This window comes from Kutzneria buriramensis (assembly GCF_003387475.1).
GTDB lineage: Bacteria > Actinomycetota > Actinomycetes > Mycobacteriales > Pseudonocardiaceae > Kutzneria > Kutzneria buriramensis.
The window spans coordinates 188,565-205,357 of sequence record NZ_QUNO01000001.1 but is presented as its reverse complement, the minus strand read 5'-3'; the positions used below and the strand labels follow the sequence as shown (position 1 = coordinate 205,357).

The 16,793-nt window shown below is 68.8% G+C and carries 9 protein-coding genes; 6 read left to right on the top strand and 3 right to left on the bottom strand.

Features of this window, described 5'->3' with window-relative positions; genetic code table 11:
* Window positions 1–350: 350 nt before the first annotated feature.
* The 5 genes from BCF44_RS00955 to BCF44_RS00935 all read left to right on the top strand — a co-directional run bounded on the left by BCF44_RS00955 (window position 351) and on the right by BCF44_RS00935 (window position 12,044).
* Entirely contained in the window at window positions 351–2,537 is a 2,187-nt protein-coding gene (locus tag BCF44_RS00955) for a protein kinase domain-containing protein (protein WP_116172153.1), read from the top strand.
* 156 nt (window positions 2,538–2,693) lie between these two features.
* Window positions 2,694–3,536, top strand: coding sequence for an aggregation-promoting factor C-terminal-like domain-containing protein (locus tag BCF44_RS00950; RefSeq protein WP_116172152.1), 843 nt, complete (start codon window positions 2,694–2,696; stop codon window positions 3,534–3,536).
* Window positions 3,537–3,663: 127 nt separating this feature from the next.
* Entirely contained in the window at window positions 3,664–4,494 is an 831-nt protein-coding gene (locus BCF44_RS00945) for a LysM peptidoglycan-binding domain-containing protein (RefSeq protein WP_147328345.1), read from the top strand.
* Window positions 4,491–5,978 (top strand): beta-galactosidase, encoded by a 1,488-nt coding sequence (locus BCF44_RS00940; protein WP_116172150.1) that lies wholly within the window; start codon window positions 4,491–4,493, stop codon window positions 5,976–5,978. The genes BCF44_RS00945 and BCF44_RS00940 overlap by 4 nt, the downstream gene beginning before the upstream one ends.
* A gap of 159 nt (window positions 5,979–6,137) precedes the next feature.
* The gene (locus BCF44_RS00935; RefSeq protein ID WP_147328344.1) at window positions 6,138–12,044 is read left to right on the top strand and encodes a hypothetical protein; all 5,907 of its coding nucleotides are present in this window, start codon (window positions 6,138–6,140) and stop codon (window positions 12,042–12,044) included.
* Window positions 12,045–12,171: 127 nt separating this feature from the next.
* Here the strand turns inward: BCF44_RS00935 and BCF44_RS59100 are convergent, their stop codons facing one another.
* Complete coding sequence (locus BCF44_RS59100) at window positions 12,172–12,888, bottom strand: plasmid pRiA4b ORF-3 family protein (RefSeq protein WP_147328343.1); 717 nt, start codon at window positions 12,886–12,888, stop codon at window positions 12,172–12,174.
* A 662-nt stretch (window positions 12,889–13,550) separates the two neighbouring features.
* Window positions 13,551–14,435, bottom strand: a complete 885-nt coding sequence (locus BCF44_RS00925; protein WP_116172147.1) for a hypothetical protein — start codon at window positions 14,433–14,435, stop codon at window positions 13,551–13,553.
* Between the two features lie 455 nt (window positions 14,436–14,890).
* Here BCF44_RS00925 and BCF44_RS00920 point away from each other — a divergent pair, with 455 nt between their 5' ends.
* Complete coding sequence (locus BCF44_RS00920) at window positions 14,891–15,850, top strand: helix-turn-helix transcriptional regulator (RefSeq protein WP_116172146.1); 960 nt, start codon at window positions 14,891–14,893, stop codon at window positions 15,848–15,850.
* Here the strand turns inward: BCF44_RS00920 and BCF44_RS00915 are convergent.
* Window positions 15,841–16,755 carry an SDR family oxidoreductase gene (locus BCF44_RS00915; RefSeq protein ID WP_116172145.1) on the bottom strand — a complete coding sequence of 305 codons (915 nt, stop codon included), beginning with the start codon at window positions 16,753–16,755 and terminating at the stop codon, window positions 15,841–15,843. The two genes, BCF44_RS00920 and BCF44_RS00915, sit on opposite strands and share 10 nt — an antisense overlap.
* Window positions 16,756–16,793: the final 38 nt, after the last annotated feature.

Sequence of the window (16,793 nt, the reverse complement as noted above, 5' to 3'; positions counted from 1 at the left end):
TGCCTGGATGGTCTCGTGGCCCGTATCGCGCGCGAGAACTGGTGGCGCGCTGCCGCGACCAGACTGAGCAGATCAACGCGCTGGACCGAGAACTGCGCGACCGTGTGCGCGTTCTGGCGTCCACGCTGTTGGACGTCCCTGGTTACGAGGTGCTCGGCGCCGCGGTGATCATCGGCGAAACCTGCGAGGCATCCAGACACCGGGCAACGACTGGCCACGGGCCGCCCGTAGCCGGTGATGCCGCTGGGCCCATGCCTGTCGTACGTTTTGGCGACATATAGACGTCGTCGGTGTCGACGCACCTCGGGCATCCTGGTCTTCAAAGAGCACCTTTTGGGGGATGACGGTCAGTGGGACGACGTGAACAGCCGGTCAAGCCCGGTCCGTTGTACGCGTTCGCCGCTGGTCTGCGGGAACTGCGGACAGCGACGGGGCACACCTACCGAGCGCTGGCCACCAAGGCCGGCTACTCCCATTCGGCATTGGCCGCGGCGGCCAGCGGGGAGTCGCTGCCCACGCTGGATGTGACGCTGGCCTATGTGGGCGCCTGCGGCGGAGACCAGGCGATATGGGAGCAGCGGTGGCGCAAGCTGGCCGCGCGACTGCGCATGACCCATCCAGGGCTGCTGCCCGAGGCGGATTCACCGGATCCCGGGCACGACGACGCCGCGGATCCGCCCTCGGTCGAGAGCCTCCCGGCGGATGACAGCCACCCCACGCCGGCGGCCTCACCTCCATCGCCGACAGCCGGGCCGGCGACGGGGGTGACGCCGTTGGCCACGACCGACCCCGAGCAGGTCGGGCCGATCAGGATCGCGGCTCGGTTGGGCGCCGGTGCCATGGGGCAGGTGTTTCTGGGCCGGACCGATGCCGGTCGGCCGGTCGCGGTGAAGGTGGTGCGCGCCGACCTGGCCGGCGACCCGGTGTTCCGTCGTCGGTTCCGGCGGGAGCTGCACGCCCTGCGTGAGGTCACCGGCCCGCACCTCGCGCTGCTGGCCGACGGCGACGCCGAGACCGATCAACCCTGGCTGGCCACGGTCTACCGGCCGGCCGTGTCCCTGGCCGACGCGGTGGACACGCACGGGCCGCTGCCAGCCGCCGTAGTGCGGAGCCTGGCCGCGGGCGTCATCGATGCACTGATCGCGGTGCACGAGGGCGGCATCGTGCACCGCGACCTCAAGCCGTCCAACGTCTTGTTGACCGCCGACGGTGTGCAGGTCATCGATTTCGGCATCGCCGCGGCGGCCGAAGGCACCGCCCTGACGGCCACTGGAACCCACCTCGGCAGCGCGGCCTACATGGCTCCCGAGCAAGCCATCGGCGGCGCCGTCGGGCCGGCGGCGGACGTGTTCGCGCTGGGCAGCCTGCTCGGCTACGCGCTCACCGGCGCCCCGCCGTTCGGTGAGGGCCGCGCCGACGCCGTTGTCTACCGGGTTGTCCACGAACCACCAGAGCTGGCCACCATCGACGCGGTGACCAGCCAGGACAACAATCTTCGCGCCCTGATCCGGGCCTGCCTGGACAAAGACCCCGACACCCGTCCCACGCCGGCTGACCTGCGGGACACCTACGGCCTCGCCGACGCGTTGTCTGGTCCCGGGTGGCTGCCCGAGGCGGTCAACAGCAGCATCGCCGAACACGAGGCAGCCGCGCTGGCGGCGCTGGGCGCTGAGCCGCCCACCCAGCACGAGATCGACACCGCGGCCGCCGCTACCACTGTGTTGCCGATGCCTGCCGAGGGTGTGCCGCCCGCGGTGGCGTCGCCGCAGCGTGGCCGGCGCATGGCCGTGCGGATCGGTCTGACCGCAGCGGCGTTGGCCGTTGTGGCCGCCGGTCTGGTGGCCTGGCGGACCATGGACCTCCCCGCCCAGAACCGGGCGTCGGCTCCTGGCAGCGGCCCGGCCGCCACCAGTACCAGCACAGCCCCCTCGGGGTCATCTGCGGCGGGTTCGTCCACGGCGGCTTCGGCGTCGACACCCCCACCTTCGACGGTCACGCCCACTCTCGCCGGCGCCTCGCGCCCCACCCAGCCGCAGGGCACCGCCGCAGGCGGAGGTGCCCTTGCACCCCAGAACGCGCCGGTCACGTTCAGCGCCACCATCGGCGAGGGCTGCCCGGGCAACAAATCCCCGCAACGGGTATGGGACAGCGGCTCCTCAGCGTGGCCGCAGCACACCGGCGCGGACGGCTGCGGCGGCAGCTACTACGCAGCGGCCTCGGTCAAGAACGACAACACCTACTACTGGTCGTTCGCCACCAGCCCAGTGACCACCGGGACGTGTGACGTACAGGTGTACGTGCCCACAGACGGGAACCTGACCACCTCAGCCAACTATCGGGTCTACAACGGCCCCAACGCCGCCACCTACGTCACGAGCTTCACCGTCGACCAGCGCGACCACCAGGGACAGTGGGTCGACGCCGGCAGCACCGCGGTGCCCACCAGCGGCGGCAGCGTCCAGATTCAGCTGACCGCACACGGTTCCGGCTCCGGTTCGATGGCCGCCGGCGCGATCACGCTGACCTGTCACCCCTGACCGCCGGCTGACCGCATGACCAACGGGTGCTCCTCCCGTTGTCCAGGATTGTCTTTTTCCTGCTCAGACCGATAGCTGGACAACAATTCCACCCCTTTCATCGACGACGAGCGCCGGCAGCACGCCGCGCGCATCGTCTGGTGAAGGGGAAAGTGCATGAGCACCCTGGCATCTCGGCACCGTCTGCACGGGGTGGCCCGGCTCCGGCACTGGGTTGGCCGCCCGACGCGGCTGGTGATCGTGGGCCTAGTGCTGCTGCTGTGCGGCGCGGCACTGGCGGTGCCCGCGCTGTCCTGGACCGATCACCGCGTCGTGGCGGCGCCGGCGGCCCCGGTAGTGGTCTCCGGCCCCAGCACGGCTACGCGGACGTTCACGGCCGCCACGCAGGCGGCGGCCACAGCAGCGCCAACCACGGTGCCGGCCCCGGCCGCGGCCGTAGCAACACCGGCCGCCGCGACCGCCACGGGTGCCACCGCGACTGTGCGCCTGCACTACGGGGACACGCTGTGGGCGCTGGCCCACCGCTACAGCACCACCGTCGCCGCGCTACAGGCACTCAACCACCTCGGCGACTCCACCCTCATCTACGCCGACGCCGACTTCCACGTCCCAGCAAAACCAGCCGGATCGGCGGCCCCGGCCCGGGCGATGGCACCCGAACTCGCCGCCCCCGCGGCCACGGCATCACACCCGGTTCCCGCGACCGTCCCGGCCACCGGTTCCGTGCAGCAAGCGGCGGCCAGCGTGTTCGGCCCGCAGTACGGCTGCGCGGCCGACATCATCACCCGCGAGTCCAGCTGGAATCCCCACGCCACCAACCCGACCAGCGGCGCCTACGGCCTCGCGCAGGCCCTGCCGGGCTCGAAGATGGCCGCCGCCGGCCCGGACTGGGCTACCAACCCCGCCACCCAGCTGGCCTGGATGCGCAGCTACGTCGATGCCCGCTACGGCGGCGCCTGCGCCGCGTGGGCGTTCTGGCAAGCCCACCACTGGTACTGACCGGACAAAGCCCAGCTGGACAAAAACCACCCGGAAATGTCCAGAACGGCTGGTCCCAGCGTTGCTGGACAACCCGCCGTCCGGCTGGATCAGACACCAAAGACGTGCACCAACAAGGGGAGTGATCGTGGCTCGACCCAACCTGACCGCCACGCCGCGTCGCCCGTGCACCGTCGACGGCGACGAACTCGGCCGCGGGCTGCTGCGCCGGCTGCGGGCGGTGGTCAGCGGGCCCCACCGCATGACCGTGATCGGCCTGGCGCTGCTGGCCGCCGGCATCATCGCGGCCGCCCTGGCCGCGCTCCAGGCGTCCCCGCACACCCCGGTCGCCGCCGCGCCGACAACCGTCTCGGTGGCCACGCCGGACCGGGTCCCGTCGAGCACCCCCACCCCTGCGGCGCCGTCGTCGTCCTCGCCGTCAGGCGCCTCGGCGGACCCGACGGTTGCCACGCCGGTGGCGGCCCTGCCCGACACCGGCACCACCGTGATCGGTGTCCAGACCGGGGACACGCTGGGGGCACTGGCCCACCGCTACGGCACCACGGTGCCCGCGCTGCAGGCCCTCAACGGACTGGGCAACTCCACCCGGATCGACGCCGGCCAGCAACTGCGCGTCCCCGCTGGTCACGATCCGCTGCTCCCCACAGTGGCCGCTCTCCCCTCCGCTCCGTCGCCAGCCACCGTGACCCCGGCCACCGCGGCGCGGGCCGCCGCACCCGGGACCACCGCTGCTGCCGCGCCTCCGACTGTGGCGGCGGTATCCGCCCGGCCCGCACACCACCACAACCCGCGCGACCAGCGTGGCGGGCAGCACCAGACCACCAGCCGGACCGGCTCAACCGGCTCGATCCACTCCCATCACCTGTCCTCCCAGGGAGGAACCACCGCGATGACACACCACCGCCACACCCACGCTCGGCACACCCAGCCGACCGCCCACCGGAAGGGGCACCGATGACCCTCACCACCACAGTGGGCCTGGTCGGCGGTCTCAGCCTGGCCGTGCTCGGCGCCGCCCTGTGCATCGCCGGGCTGCCCCGCAGCACACGCCGCGCGCTGGCCGCGCTCACCGTTGTCCTGGCCGTCGGGTCACTGGCGCTGGCCGGTATCGCCGACGCGGCCACCGCCAAGGCGCAGTCCGCCAGCAGCGCCCGATCCAGCGCTGGGCGGTCCACTCCCGCCAAACCCATCACCGACACCGAAGCCAAGACCAGGACCACGTCGGGCGCCGGCACGAGCAACCCCACCACGACCGCGGACGCCAACTTCCACGGCATCTACGCGTTCAGCGGCGGCAACACCCCCGACCTGGCCGGCGATCCGGACGTTGCCGGCCGGTCGCTGGTCTACTACTGGGCCCAGCTCGAACCCCAGCCCGGCGTGTTCCGCTGGGACCTGATCGACCAGGACATGGCCCCGTGGGTCGCCGCCGGCAAGAAGGTCATCCTGCGGGTGTCCACCGCCGGCTGGGCCTCCTGGGACAAGCAGGCCGACTCCGCCCACGGCACCCCCGCCTGGGTCTACGCCCAGGGCGTGAAGTCGGTGACCGAGAAGGACGGCGCGGTCCTGCCCCAGTACTGGAACCCGACCTTCCTGGCCGACCTCGATGACTTCGTGCACGCCTTCGCCGCCCGCTACGACGGCAACCCCCATGTCGCCCTGATCGACCTGCCCGTGGGCATCGGCGGCGAAACCAAACCCGACAGCGAGAAGAACCCCAACCTGCTCCAACTGTGGCAGGCCATCGGTTACACCGACCCGACCTGGTGGACCGCCGTGCAGCACATCATCGACACCTACACGCGGGCGTTCACCCACACCCCGCTGGCGGTCATGCCGGACAAGACGTTCCTGGGCAACACCCCTGGCTACAACGAGGCCAAGACCCTGAACTACGCCGTCGCCAGGGGCATCGGGTTGCAGGACAACGGGCTGCTGCCCGGCCGCACCCTGCCCGCTCCCTGGGGCCAGACCCCGGTGATCTCCGAACAACGCAACCCCACCACCACCGACGGCAACTCCCTGGACGCCGAACTCCAGGCCGCGCTCGACGACAAGGCCACGCTGATCCTGGTGTTCACCGCCGACCTGACCAACCCCGCCGACCGGGAAACCATCCACCACTACGCCAGCCTCGCCCAACCCGGTGGAACGACCGGCACCATCCGGCCCTGCCCACCAGCACCGGTGCGTGACACGACAGCACGCGTGGCCCCCAGCGCCATCATGTGCCCCTTGGCCGGTGCGGCGAACAGCACCGATACCGCCACGACCGCCGTATCCAGCAGCGCGTCCGCCACGGTCCGTGGTCGCACCGCATCCACCGCGACGGCGCGGCACCACACCCCTCACCGGCACCGGACCACGCACACCGGCCACACCACGCACTCTGTCGCGCCTGCTACGGCCATGGCCACGACCACGTCGGGAGGGCTGTCGTGACCGTCGGCGTCGACTTGCCGGTCGTCAGCGAGGCACCGCAGGGCGCGAGGGTGGTGCGGGGTATGGCTGTTCTCGTGGCCACTGCCGTGTGCACCTCCCTGCCCGGGTTCCCGCAATGACCGCCGGCTCCGCTGCGCGGGCCAGAAGGAAGGCACAGTGATGAGCGCGTCTTTGCTTGTCACCGTGGGTACCAGCCTGATCATCATGGGTATTGCCGTGGTGATCGGAGGGCCGGTCGCCAGCGGGGCCGGTCGGCGGCGCACGCGTCACAGCTCGGGTTGGCTGCGCTTGACCGCGGGCGCTCTGGTGGTGGCGACGCTCGGTGCTGGCGTGCTGGATGTGTTCCCGCAGAGTGGACCAGCCGCCTATGCGTCGCCGGCGCCGCGGAAGCAACGAAAGCCGGTCGATCCGCGTACCTGGGTCCATGGCGATGACTACGCCAATGGCATGACCGCGCTGTACCTGCTGTTCGACCGCGACACGGGGGAATTCCTCAAGTTCGGCGAAACCCGCAAGGGTTTGGACGGCCGCTACCACAACGGCGTCACGACATTCGACCAACGCGAGGGCAAGGACATTCCCGTTGCCCAACGCCGGGAAACGCGACTCGAGGCGTTCGCCATTCTGGTGAACTCCCAGGCCGGTGCCGAGAGCATCGAGCAGTACCTCTACGACCACCTGCCCGGGCCGTACAACAACGAAAGGTCCCGTGGGAGCCAGGCCAGGCAGGTGACTCCGCCACGCGCCGCCGAGGTCAACGCGGTGACCGGCATGGGCTGGCGAAACCCGGACGGCACGCCGAACCCGACGAAGCTGGACGCGCTGCTCAACGCCTGGCACGAGCTGGCCGTCAAGATCGCGCCGGAGGCGCTCGATTACTACAAGAATCTGCCCAGCCGACCGCAGTACGGGGTCGCCAGCAAGAATTCACAGCAGCGGATAGCGCAGATCGACGACGCCATCCGCAAAGCCGAGAACGGCACACTGATCAAGCCGCTGCCCGGTCGGTCCGACCCCGCGCCAACCGATCCGGCCGGGCCGCATCTCGGCCTGCCGCCCAACACCGACGGCGACCCTCCCACCCCGCAGAACCGGGTAACCCAGCAGCTGACGGCGGCCCAGCGCGCGGTCGGCGACGAACTCCCGTTGCTGCCGCCGGACGACGTCCAGCCGGCCTCGATCGACTTCAACGACGCGCAGAACAACCAGGCGGCCACCGTGGTCAAGTCCTGGCAGCTGGGCGACACCGGCATCTTCGACTCGGCCACCCCGGTGTCGCGCGCCGAGATCACCGACAGCGTGCATCTGACCTGGGACGAATGGCAGGGATTGTTACAGCGGCTGTTCGACGAGATGGTGTCCGGGCAGAGCGGCGAGTTCGGCATCGCGTTCAACCCCGGCGAGGGCCGGTTCGGCACGGTGCAGTTGCTGCGCGGCGGCCCGACCGGGCTGACCGCCCCCGAGGGTTCCTACGTCGTCGTGCACACCCACCCCTACGGCTACCCGCACGGCGACACCATTTCCGCCGGCGACGTGCTCTATCTGCGCAGCACCCCGTTCACGCACGGCTATCTCATGGAGCACTCCTCGACCGACAGGACGAAGCCGGCGCGGATCATCGAGTTCGACCGCGAGGGAAACACCCGCGAGGTCCTGTCCAACGAGGTGATCACCCCACAGGTCCTGACCGGCTACGCCGAGCTCGGCGCGAAACTGCCGGCGTTGCGGCAGGCGTCGGCCGGGGTGCGGGACGCGCTGTCCGTCCTGGGGCAGCGGCAGGAGGACGGCCCGACGACGGCGGCCGAGGCACAGCAGATCGACTATCTGCTGGGGTTGGCGGACAACCCGGAACTGGGCTTGAAGTCAACGGGCGTGAAGCTCGACGCGCAGGTCGCGGCGGTCAGGGCCAAGCTCACGCAGGGTGCACCCCTCGCCGCCGCCGACCGCATGACAGTGCAGCGCTACGCCATCGCGCTCGGGCAGCAGCTGCGCAAGCAGCAGTCCGATGTCGTTGCGGCCCAACGCGGCTGGCCGGCGAACATGGCCAGGGCGGAGGCTGCTGACGCGTATCTCAACTGGCTGGTCGACCGCACGCCGCTGCCGCGCTACCTGGACCAAGCCGTGCAGGAGGACAATGCGGCAGCGACCATGGGCGACGCCGGCGCGGCCCGGGTGTTGGGGTACCACAAGACGCTCGGCGGCTACGTCGACCTCGCCGTCCGGCAGGCGGCCGCAGCCATGGCACCGGGACCGGAACGTGAACGGCTACTCAACCTGGTGAACAACAAGAGCGGGTTCAACAACCTCCTGCGCCTGGCCCGCCAGTCACCGGACTCGTTGTCGGCCGGTGAGAAGCAGCAATTGGCCGCGCTGAAGCCGGCGACCCGGCAATGGAGGAACACGGTCGCCGCCGGTGACAGTGCGACCAGCACGACAGCACAAGGGGCCCAACAGAAGATGAATGCGCCGGTCGGCGCGATCCGGACCGACCAGAAGGTTCAGTCACCGCAACCGGAGCCGGCCGGCCAACGCCAGCCAGCCGCGCAAAGGCAGCCGGCTGACCAGAGCCAGCAAGCCGAACAGAGTCAGCCGGCCGCGCAGGAACAGACTCCGCTGGCGAACACGGCGGACCCAGTCGGCTCCGCCTACGCGCAGGGATACCAGCCGGCGCAGGTCACGCCCGAACAAGCTGCCCAGCGTCAGGCCGACGAGATCGCCTACCAGCTGCGGCAACGCGTGCGGGCAGCGATCGAGCAGAGCCAGTCGCAGGCGCAACGGATCGCGGTGGACAACGCTGGTGGCAGCCATGTGGACACGCCGGCGACGGGCGCTCCGACCAGCGCGGAGCCGATGGACACGACCGCGATCCTGGACAAGGCCGATCCCGGACTGCGAGACCTGGCCGCCAAGCTGGTCACGACCGGCGCCACCACGGACGCCGTCGACGCCGTCGCCGACCAGGTGGCGAAGCTGCTGACGCAGCATGTCGACCCGAGCCTGATCGGTCAGGAAGTCGACGGCATCGTTCAGAGCACTGTCCGGAACGGGGTTCAGGACATCGGTGCCAGCGGTGGAACGGACCAGTCCACGGTGCGGACCCAGCTCGATCAGCTGGACCAGCGGATCGCGTCCACCCCGAAGGACGACCCAAACCTGCCGGCGCTGGTCGACCAGGCATATGCCCTCGGCCAGCAGCTGTACGGAACAGCCCCCGGGCAGCCCGTCCAGCAAGACCGGACGCCGCAGACGAGCACCAGGAGCGGAACGGACCCGGTGGCCTCTGCCTACGCACGCGGCTACACCGGCCCGGCGAACGCCGCGGACACCGGCACGGCAGCGACCACGACCCCGGACCAGTCCACGCAGGTCGATTCCCTTCACTCCGGAATCACCGACGACACCACTTCGTACCCGCCCTACGACCATGGCTACACCGGCACCACGAACACAGGCTCGGCCAACCAACCCAACACCGATCAGGCGGGCACCGACGCCAGTGCCAGCGGCTCGGTCAACGTTCGGACCAACGAGTTCGGCGACCAAGGTGTCCAGGGCGACATCAAGCAACCAGCGTCCACAGTGGACCCGGCCGGCACCGGCGGGGAGATCACGCCGGCCGATCAGGGCGGCGGCGAACTCGGCCTCCCGGGGGAGCACAATGTCTCCGTTCCTCGGTACGAAGGGGATCCCGGATTCGTCGAGTCCGCCGGCGAGGGCCTGAACGGCATCGGGGAAAGCCTCGGTGCGATGGCCGCGCAGTCGATCATCCAGGGAAACAACGACCCGCAGAACCCTTGGACGGACAAGCAGATCACCACGAACGGCGGTATCGATCCGGCGGTGCAGGCGCAAGCCCGCGCCCAAGCGGTCGACCCCACCGCGTACGCGAACGCGGTCCGTGAAATGAATCTGCTGGTCGCCGGCGCGGACGACCCGAACTTCGCCTCCGGAATCGCCGACAAGAGCACGGGCGACAACAGCGGGGTCACTGACACCGCCGTCGTCCGCCAACTCGCCACCAACCCGCAGACCGCAGACCAGCTCGCCGGCAACCCGCAGGCCGTGGACTTCGCCCGGTCCTGCCTGACCGCCGGTAGCGCGGCCGCTGCCGATTCCTGCGCCGGCCAGTGGCAGGACAGCTACCAGCGCCAGGCATATGTCGACCAGTTGGCGATGGACTACTACTACAACGGCGGTGGCAACGCCAACGGCAACACCAACTGGAACTTCCAGATCGCCCCGGGTACCGCGCCGGTGCTGGATTACGCCCAGGGCTCTACCAACCAGCAGGCGAAGGTGGACGCGCTGCAAAGCCGGGACCTGATCCTGTTCAACCAGACGCACGCACCCGTGCTGGAGAGCTCGGTCGATCCCTCGGTGCGGGCCGACGCGCTGGCCTTGGCCCAGCAGATGCGGCAGGATCAGGCGTTGCTCAGGGCGTGGGGCGATACGTTCGGTATCACCGCCGCCGACCGGCAGGCCGCCGTGGACAATCCCGCCCTCGGCGAACAGATGGCGCGGAACCTGAAACTGGGCCTGGTCGACAACGGCGTCGATCCGAACCTGCTCACCCCGGCCGCCCACGACCAGGCGGCGGCGCAGTACCAGGGGTCACTCAGCGCGGCGAGCCTCTACGCCAACACGGGCGCCAAGGTGATGTCCACCTTCACCGCCGACCCGAACCAGAGCTGGGACCAGAACTACACCGCCCTGGTCAACCAGATGCAAAACCAGACCCTCACCGCGATCAACGGTGGCATGTCCGCGGTGCGGATGGCCGCCAAGAACGGCTACCGGATCACTCCGGCCGCGAACACCGCCTCCGACTTCGTCACCGGTCTAGACGGCAACAACACGCTGCGCGCCACCGACGTGCAGAACCGGATCATCGCCGGCCTGCAGACGTCACTCAGCGGCGGCAACCAGACCGACTTCGCCAACTACGCCAACAGCGTGGCCACCCAGGCCGCGGCCAAGCAGCTGCAGGCCGAGGGCTACCACATCGTCCTGTCCCCAGACGGCAAGAGCTACGCCGTCTACGGCAACCAGGCCACCGTGAACTACGTCAAAAGCCAGTTCACCACGATCGGCGCCAAGGCCGCGCTGGACGCCCTCAAGAACAAGCAGAACCAGTTCGAGCAGAACTACCTCACCGCGCTGGCGCAGTTACCACCCCTGCCCGGCGAAAACCGCGACGACTACGTCAAGCGCATCCACACCGCGGCCACCGCCATGACCTTCCAGGGCAAGAAGGTCACCGACTACCAGCCCAGCCCGCAGACCGTCAGGTTGATGGACAAGAACAGCAATGGGGCGACCGGCACCTTTGGCACCGCCGACCTGGGCACCGTCCAGCACGACCTCGCCTGCTCCCAGGCGGCCAGCAGCGGCCACGACAACGCCTACTGCGCCGCCCATCCCGCGCAGCCGTCCATGAGCAAGCAAGCCAGTGCTCAGCGCAGCTACGCGCTGTGTGTCAAGAACGCTGGTCCCAGCGCGTGCGCCAGCCTCAATCCCAGTGCCAAGCAGACAACCGACACCGGGCCGGTCACCGGCCAAAAGACCTACCTGGCCGCGGAGTGTGTCAAGACCAGCACCAAATCCTGCTGGGGGTTGAACTCCGGCACGCCGCAGAGCCGACCGGTCGCCGGATCCACCAGCAAGCAAGCCGCGGCCCAGCAGACCTACGCGCTGTGCACCAAGAACGCCAGTGCCGGCGAATGCGGCAGCCTCAACCCGAACAAGAAGCAGTCGGTGACCACCAAGCAGACCACCCGCACGACAGAACCCCAACCCAGCAAGCCAACCACGGCCACCCCGACACGCTCGACCACCAAGCAGAGCACCCGCGCGACCGAGCCCCAACCGAACAAGCCACCGACCAGGCAGACCACCCGCGCCACCGAACCGGTCCCGCCCAAGCCCCAACCGAACAAGCCAGGCACCATCACCCAGACACGCTCGACCACGAAACAGACCACCCACGCCACCGAACCAGCCAGCCCTGCCGCGCCGAAGCCGAACCTGTCCGCCGCGCAGAAGCGTCTGGTCTCCCTCAACAGCTGACAGCTGCTCGAAGCGAGGTACAGCCTGCTGTACCTCGCTTCGCGGTTTCAGGGGCTGCCCCAGCTGATGAAACCTGCCCAAGGGCATTTCTTCGACAGAAACTGGCCAACATACAAGCAGAGGACGATCACGGTGATCCGCGCGGCCCGTACCGCCCAGCAGCGACCTCGGAGCAGGCTGGACGAACGGAGAATCCGACGAGGGCGGCTTCGAGGATTTCGACGAATCCATCACCAACCGGCTCGTCGTCCCAGTCCATGACCACCGGGATCACCTGATGCAGCACACCCGACGTCGCACCAGCCCGCACCAGGACACGGCGCCACACCGGCGGCCGGACCCGGCTAGATCCGCACACGCCCGCCCCCGACGGCGACAAGTTGTGCAAGGCGTCGCGCAGGGCGCCGATGCATGGATGTCCGCCGTGCTCCACCATGGCGATGCCGCCATAGTCCTGCACGTAGTGGTAGGCATCCAGGCGGCCCACATTGCAGGGTTCGACTGTGATAGTCGAACCGCGGCCCGTGTGGACGTCCTGGGTCATCGACGGCCGCGCATGGCCGAGGATGTCCACGACCTGCCGGGCGGTCAGCCCCGCGTCGTCGGGCAGGGTCGCCGCCGTCGACCAGCCTGGGCACCACGTCGACGAACCGCTCGAAGTGCCGACGTCACCGCTCTCGACGACGAGCATGTCCACCCGGCCGGCATCGACCTGGAAGAGGGCCAGATGGCCGGCCTCTATCCAGGCCCGCGGCGAGCCCAATACCTTACATCTGAAATCAAGCTGTGCGCGGTAGACCTCGCGCAGGCGAACCAGACAAGCGAGAGAGCCGGTGGCGCGCACCCGAACGGTGTTGTGATACTAATCTCCGCACAGCAGTGGATACCGACGTCCAACCGATGCAGTCTCGTCGTACTGAGCATTGCGGCGGGTCTGCACGGCCAAGCTGCCGCACGAGGGCCGCACCGTCACCGAGGGGGCTTACGAAGCGGGTCGCACACCCCAGGACTCACAACGTCACCGATCCGCCCCTCATAGGTAACGACAGAGGCTACTACCAGATCAAGCGGATAACGCCCTCGTGACGCGACCTAGGTCGGGCACCTCGCCCGACCCGCGCGTGGATACCAACCAGTACAACATTCGATGACGCACGGTAAGAGACAAGGCCCTGTACTCACAGCCACGCTGCCACGTTCGCCCGATTAGGCCCGGTTCGCCCTGTGCGGCCTCCAGTCGTGACACTGCGCGACACGGTAGCGGCTTACGGTCATTGTCTCCACGCGGCTTGGACGCTTCGGACGTCCGCTACGCCCGCGACACCCGTGTGACATGCCGAGCCGTTCCCCTTCGTCGACAACTGATGTATTGCGCCGCTCCGGCGACGCGATTGTCTTTCATCAGGAAGGGGGGAACGGAGATGTCAGACCGCAACGGCGGCGAATCGAACGGAAACAGCCAGGGCAAGTAGCGTTCACGTCTCACCGAGAAAGTGCTCCCACAGTCTAGGGGAGCACTTTTTTCTTCAGATCGAGCCGCACGCCCACCCTCCCGGCAAGCGACACGTCCCTGCCGGCCAGTCGGACTTCTTGACGCCCCGAGCCGTTTGACTGGGCAACCAGCAGGAAGTCCGGATTATCCGCCCTGAACCCGATCGGGTCGCAGAACGCCTCCTCGTCCTGCGGCAAGACGATCGTGTACTCGAACGCCTCGAGGGGCGGCTTCACAACAACGCAGAACTCGTCAGGGACACGGTCTTTCACGAGCGGTTTCGATCGGCCGGGCCACCAGGTCTCGATGAAAATCCGAAACTCGTTGCCGCGATGCACGGGCGACGGAAAATGCACCCATACTTCCAATTTTCCGTCGTCTCGCCAGTGCTCCGTCAGGTCACACCTCGCTCCTCCGATACCGTCGAGCATGAGGCTGCGAACCTGCACCGCGATCCCCTTACGGGCTTGCACCGGCTGATTCCAACCCGCCCCCATCTGGAAGCGGTAGAAGTGCAGAACCTCACGCGTGACCACGGCATGCACCGTGACGAATACCGTCGAATCACCATTGCCTTCGATAACGTGTTTCTCAATCCACCTGGTCAACCGCCATCCGCCACAATAGTCTTGATCCAGCGTTTCCAGATACCGAACGAGCAGACGATCTCGAACCTGACTACGACGTTGCCATTCAGACCGGCTGGCCACAAGAAGCAGAATCAGGCCAAGTGTCGCGGCGAGTACGGCAACGACGGCGCCAGCTTTGGCCGAGCTATCACCCACAACGGCGCTCAGCGCGCCACCGAACGCCAGAATTCCCAGCGCGCCTTTCGTCAGCCCCACGACCCCGGTCCTGGAGAGGTAACTCTCGAACCACGCAATGAATCCCCGCAACATCGCGCCAGACTCCTCTCCCTGCGCACCCGCAGGCGCCTGCGACAGTCGCGGCCAGGCGACCGCATGTCGGCATCGCCACCCGTGCCGTGCGCCTGCACGTGCATCTGCCTGCCTGGAGTGGGTATTGTGAGCCGGGAATCGCCAGTCACCTCCCTCTGCCCGCAGCTGTCCGTATCGAGACAGTGTTGGTATTGATGTAACCGAGGTCCGCACACTACGACGAGGATGCCACCCGGGTGCAGCAATCGAAGGGCTGGTCAATCGACCGTTCGGAGTGGCCGATATGCAGGCCGCGGATAATCAAGAAGCGCGCGAATCCCTAATATAAGGGGCTCACCCCGGCGCAACGGCCAGTCGATTCCGCCGACCGGCGCCACGTCGGCGATGCGACCGGCGGCGCGATGCGGGGAGATCGCGGCCGACGGCCGCTGACCCGGACGGCGTAGCCTGGCCCGATGCGCGCGGAGCGGCTGGTGGCGCTGCTGTTCACCTTGTACGGAAAGCGGAGCGCGACGGTGCCGGAACTGGCGGCGGCGCTGGGGGTCTCGGAGCGGACGATGCACCGGGACATCGCGGCGCTGCGGGAGGCCGGAGTTCCACTATGGACGGAGCCGGGGCGGCACGGGGGCGTGCGGCTGGTGGACGGGTGGCGGACCCACCTGGACGGCCTGACGTCACGGGAAGCGGTGACGCTGTTCGCGATGGGCGTGCCGCAGGCGTTGGCGGAACTGGGCCTGGGCACGGCGATGTCGGCGGCGCACGCGAAGCTCCGGGCGACGCTGCCGCCGGCCCTGCGGGAGCAAGCGCAGGGCCTGGCGCAGCGGTTTCACCTCGACGCCCCGGGCTGGTTCCGACAGGCGGACGACACGGAGCACCTGGCGGTGATCGCGAAGGCGCTGTGGGAGCAGCGGTGCATCGAGATCGCCTACGGCCGGCAGGGCAAGACGGTGCGGCGAACGCTGCGGCCGCTGGGGCTCGTGCTCAAGGCGGGCGTCTGGTACCTGGTCGCGGAGGTCGACAGCGATCGCCGCACGTACCGGGTGGCGAGGATCGACGCCGTCGAGGAGACGGCGGAAGGCTTCGAACGGCCGGCGGACTTCAACCTCCTGGCCTGGTGGGAGAACTCGTCGGCGCAGTTCGAGCAGTCGCTGCGGACGGTGCCGGTCGAGATCCGGCTGAGCCCGCTGGGAGTGCGGGCCCTGCCGGCGATTCTCGACGACGCGGCGGCGAAGGCGTTGGAACAGGCGGAGAAGGAAGCGGACGGCTGGACCCGGGTCACGGTGGAGATGGAGGAGCCGACCATCGCCGCGCACCAGTTGATCGGCTTGGGTGACGAGGTAGAGGTGATCAAGCCGACGAAAGTGCGGGACGCTTTCCGGGAAATGGCGAAGAGAATGGCTGAGCGTCACCGGTAGCCGGTGGCATCGGCGGGCTTGCCCGCGCCGTGCACCTCGACCATGTAGCGCCACGCATCCGGCCGGCTGCCGTCGACATCCGTCAACCCGTACTCCCGCGCCAACTGCCCGCTGTTCAGCGTCTGCCCGGCGAAACGCGCCCGCTCGGGGTCGGCGGCCAGCGCGGCGACACCTCGTCCGACATAGGCCGGCGACTCGGAGATGTCGAAGTACGGCTCCCGGACGAGCGCGTCCCGCCAGTTCGACTCGGTGACGTGGTACGCGTCGAGCATCGCCTCGGACCGCAGGTAGCCCGGGGTCAGCGCGACGGCGGTGCAGCCGAAGGACTTCATCTCGGCGGCCTGGCCGATCGCCAGGTAGTGCGCGGCGGTCTTGGCCAGGTAGAACGCGAGGGTGGTGCCCTCGCGGTACACGGCGTTGTACTCGGCGGTGCCGTCGGTCATCTCGACGACGAGCCCACCGGGTCGACGAATCATCAGCGGCAGCAGGAAATGGCTGGTGATCACGTGCGCGTCCACGCCGAGCCGGATCATCCGCAGGCTGTCCGGCAGGGAGTGCTCCCACACCGGCTTGGCCCACTCCATCAGCGAATCGCCGCCCCACAGGCCGTCGACCAGGATGTCGAGACGGCCCCGTTCGGCGTCGATACGGCTGGCGAGCGCCTCAACCTGTGCCGGCTCCAGGTGGTCCACCTGGACGGCAACGCCCGAACCTCCCGCCGCGGCGACGAGATCGACGGTGTCCTCGATGGTCTCCGCACGGTCCACTTCGGACCGCTGCGTGCGGGTGGTCCGACCCGTGACGTAGACATGGGCTCCGTGCCGGCCGAGTTCGACCGCGATCGCCCGGCTGGCGCCCCGGGTCCCGCCCGCCACCAGCGCAACCTTGCCCTTGAGATCGTTCATACCGGCCACGGTGCCGGTAAACCCTGACAGAACCCGGC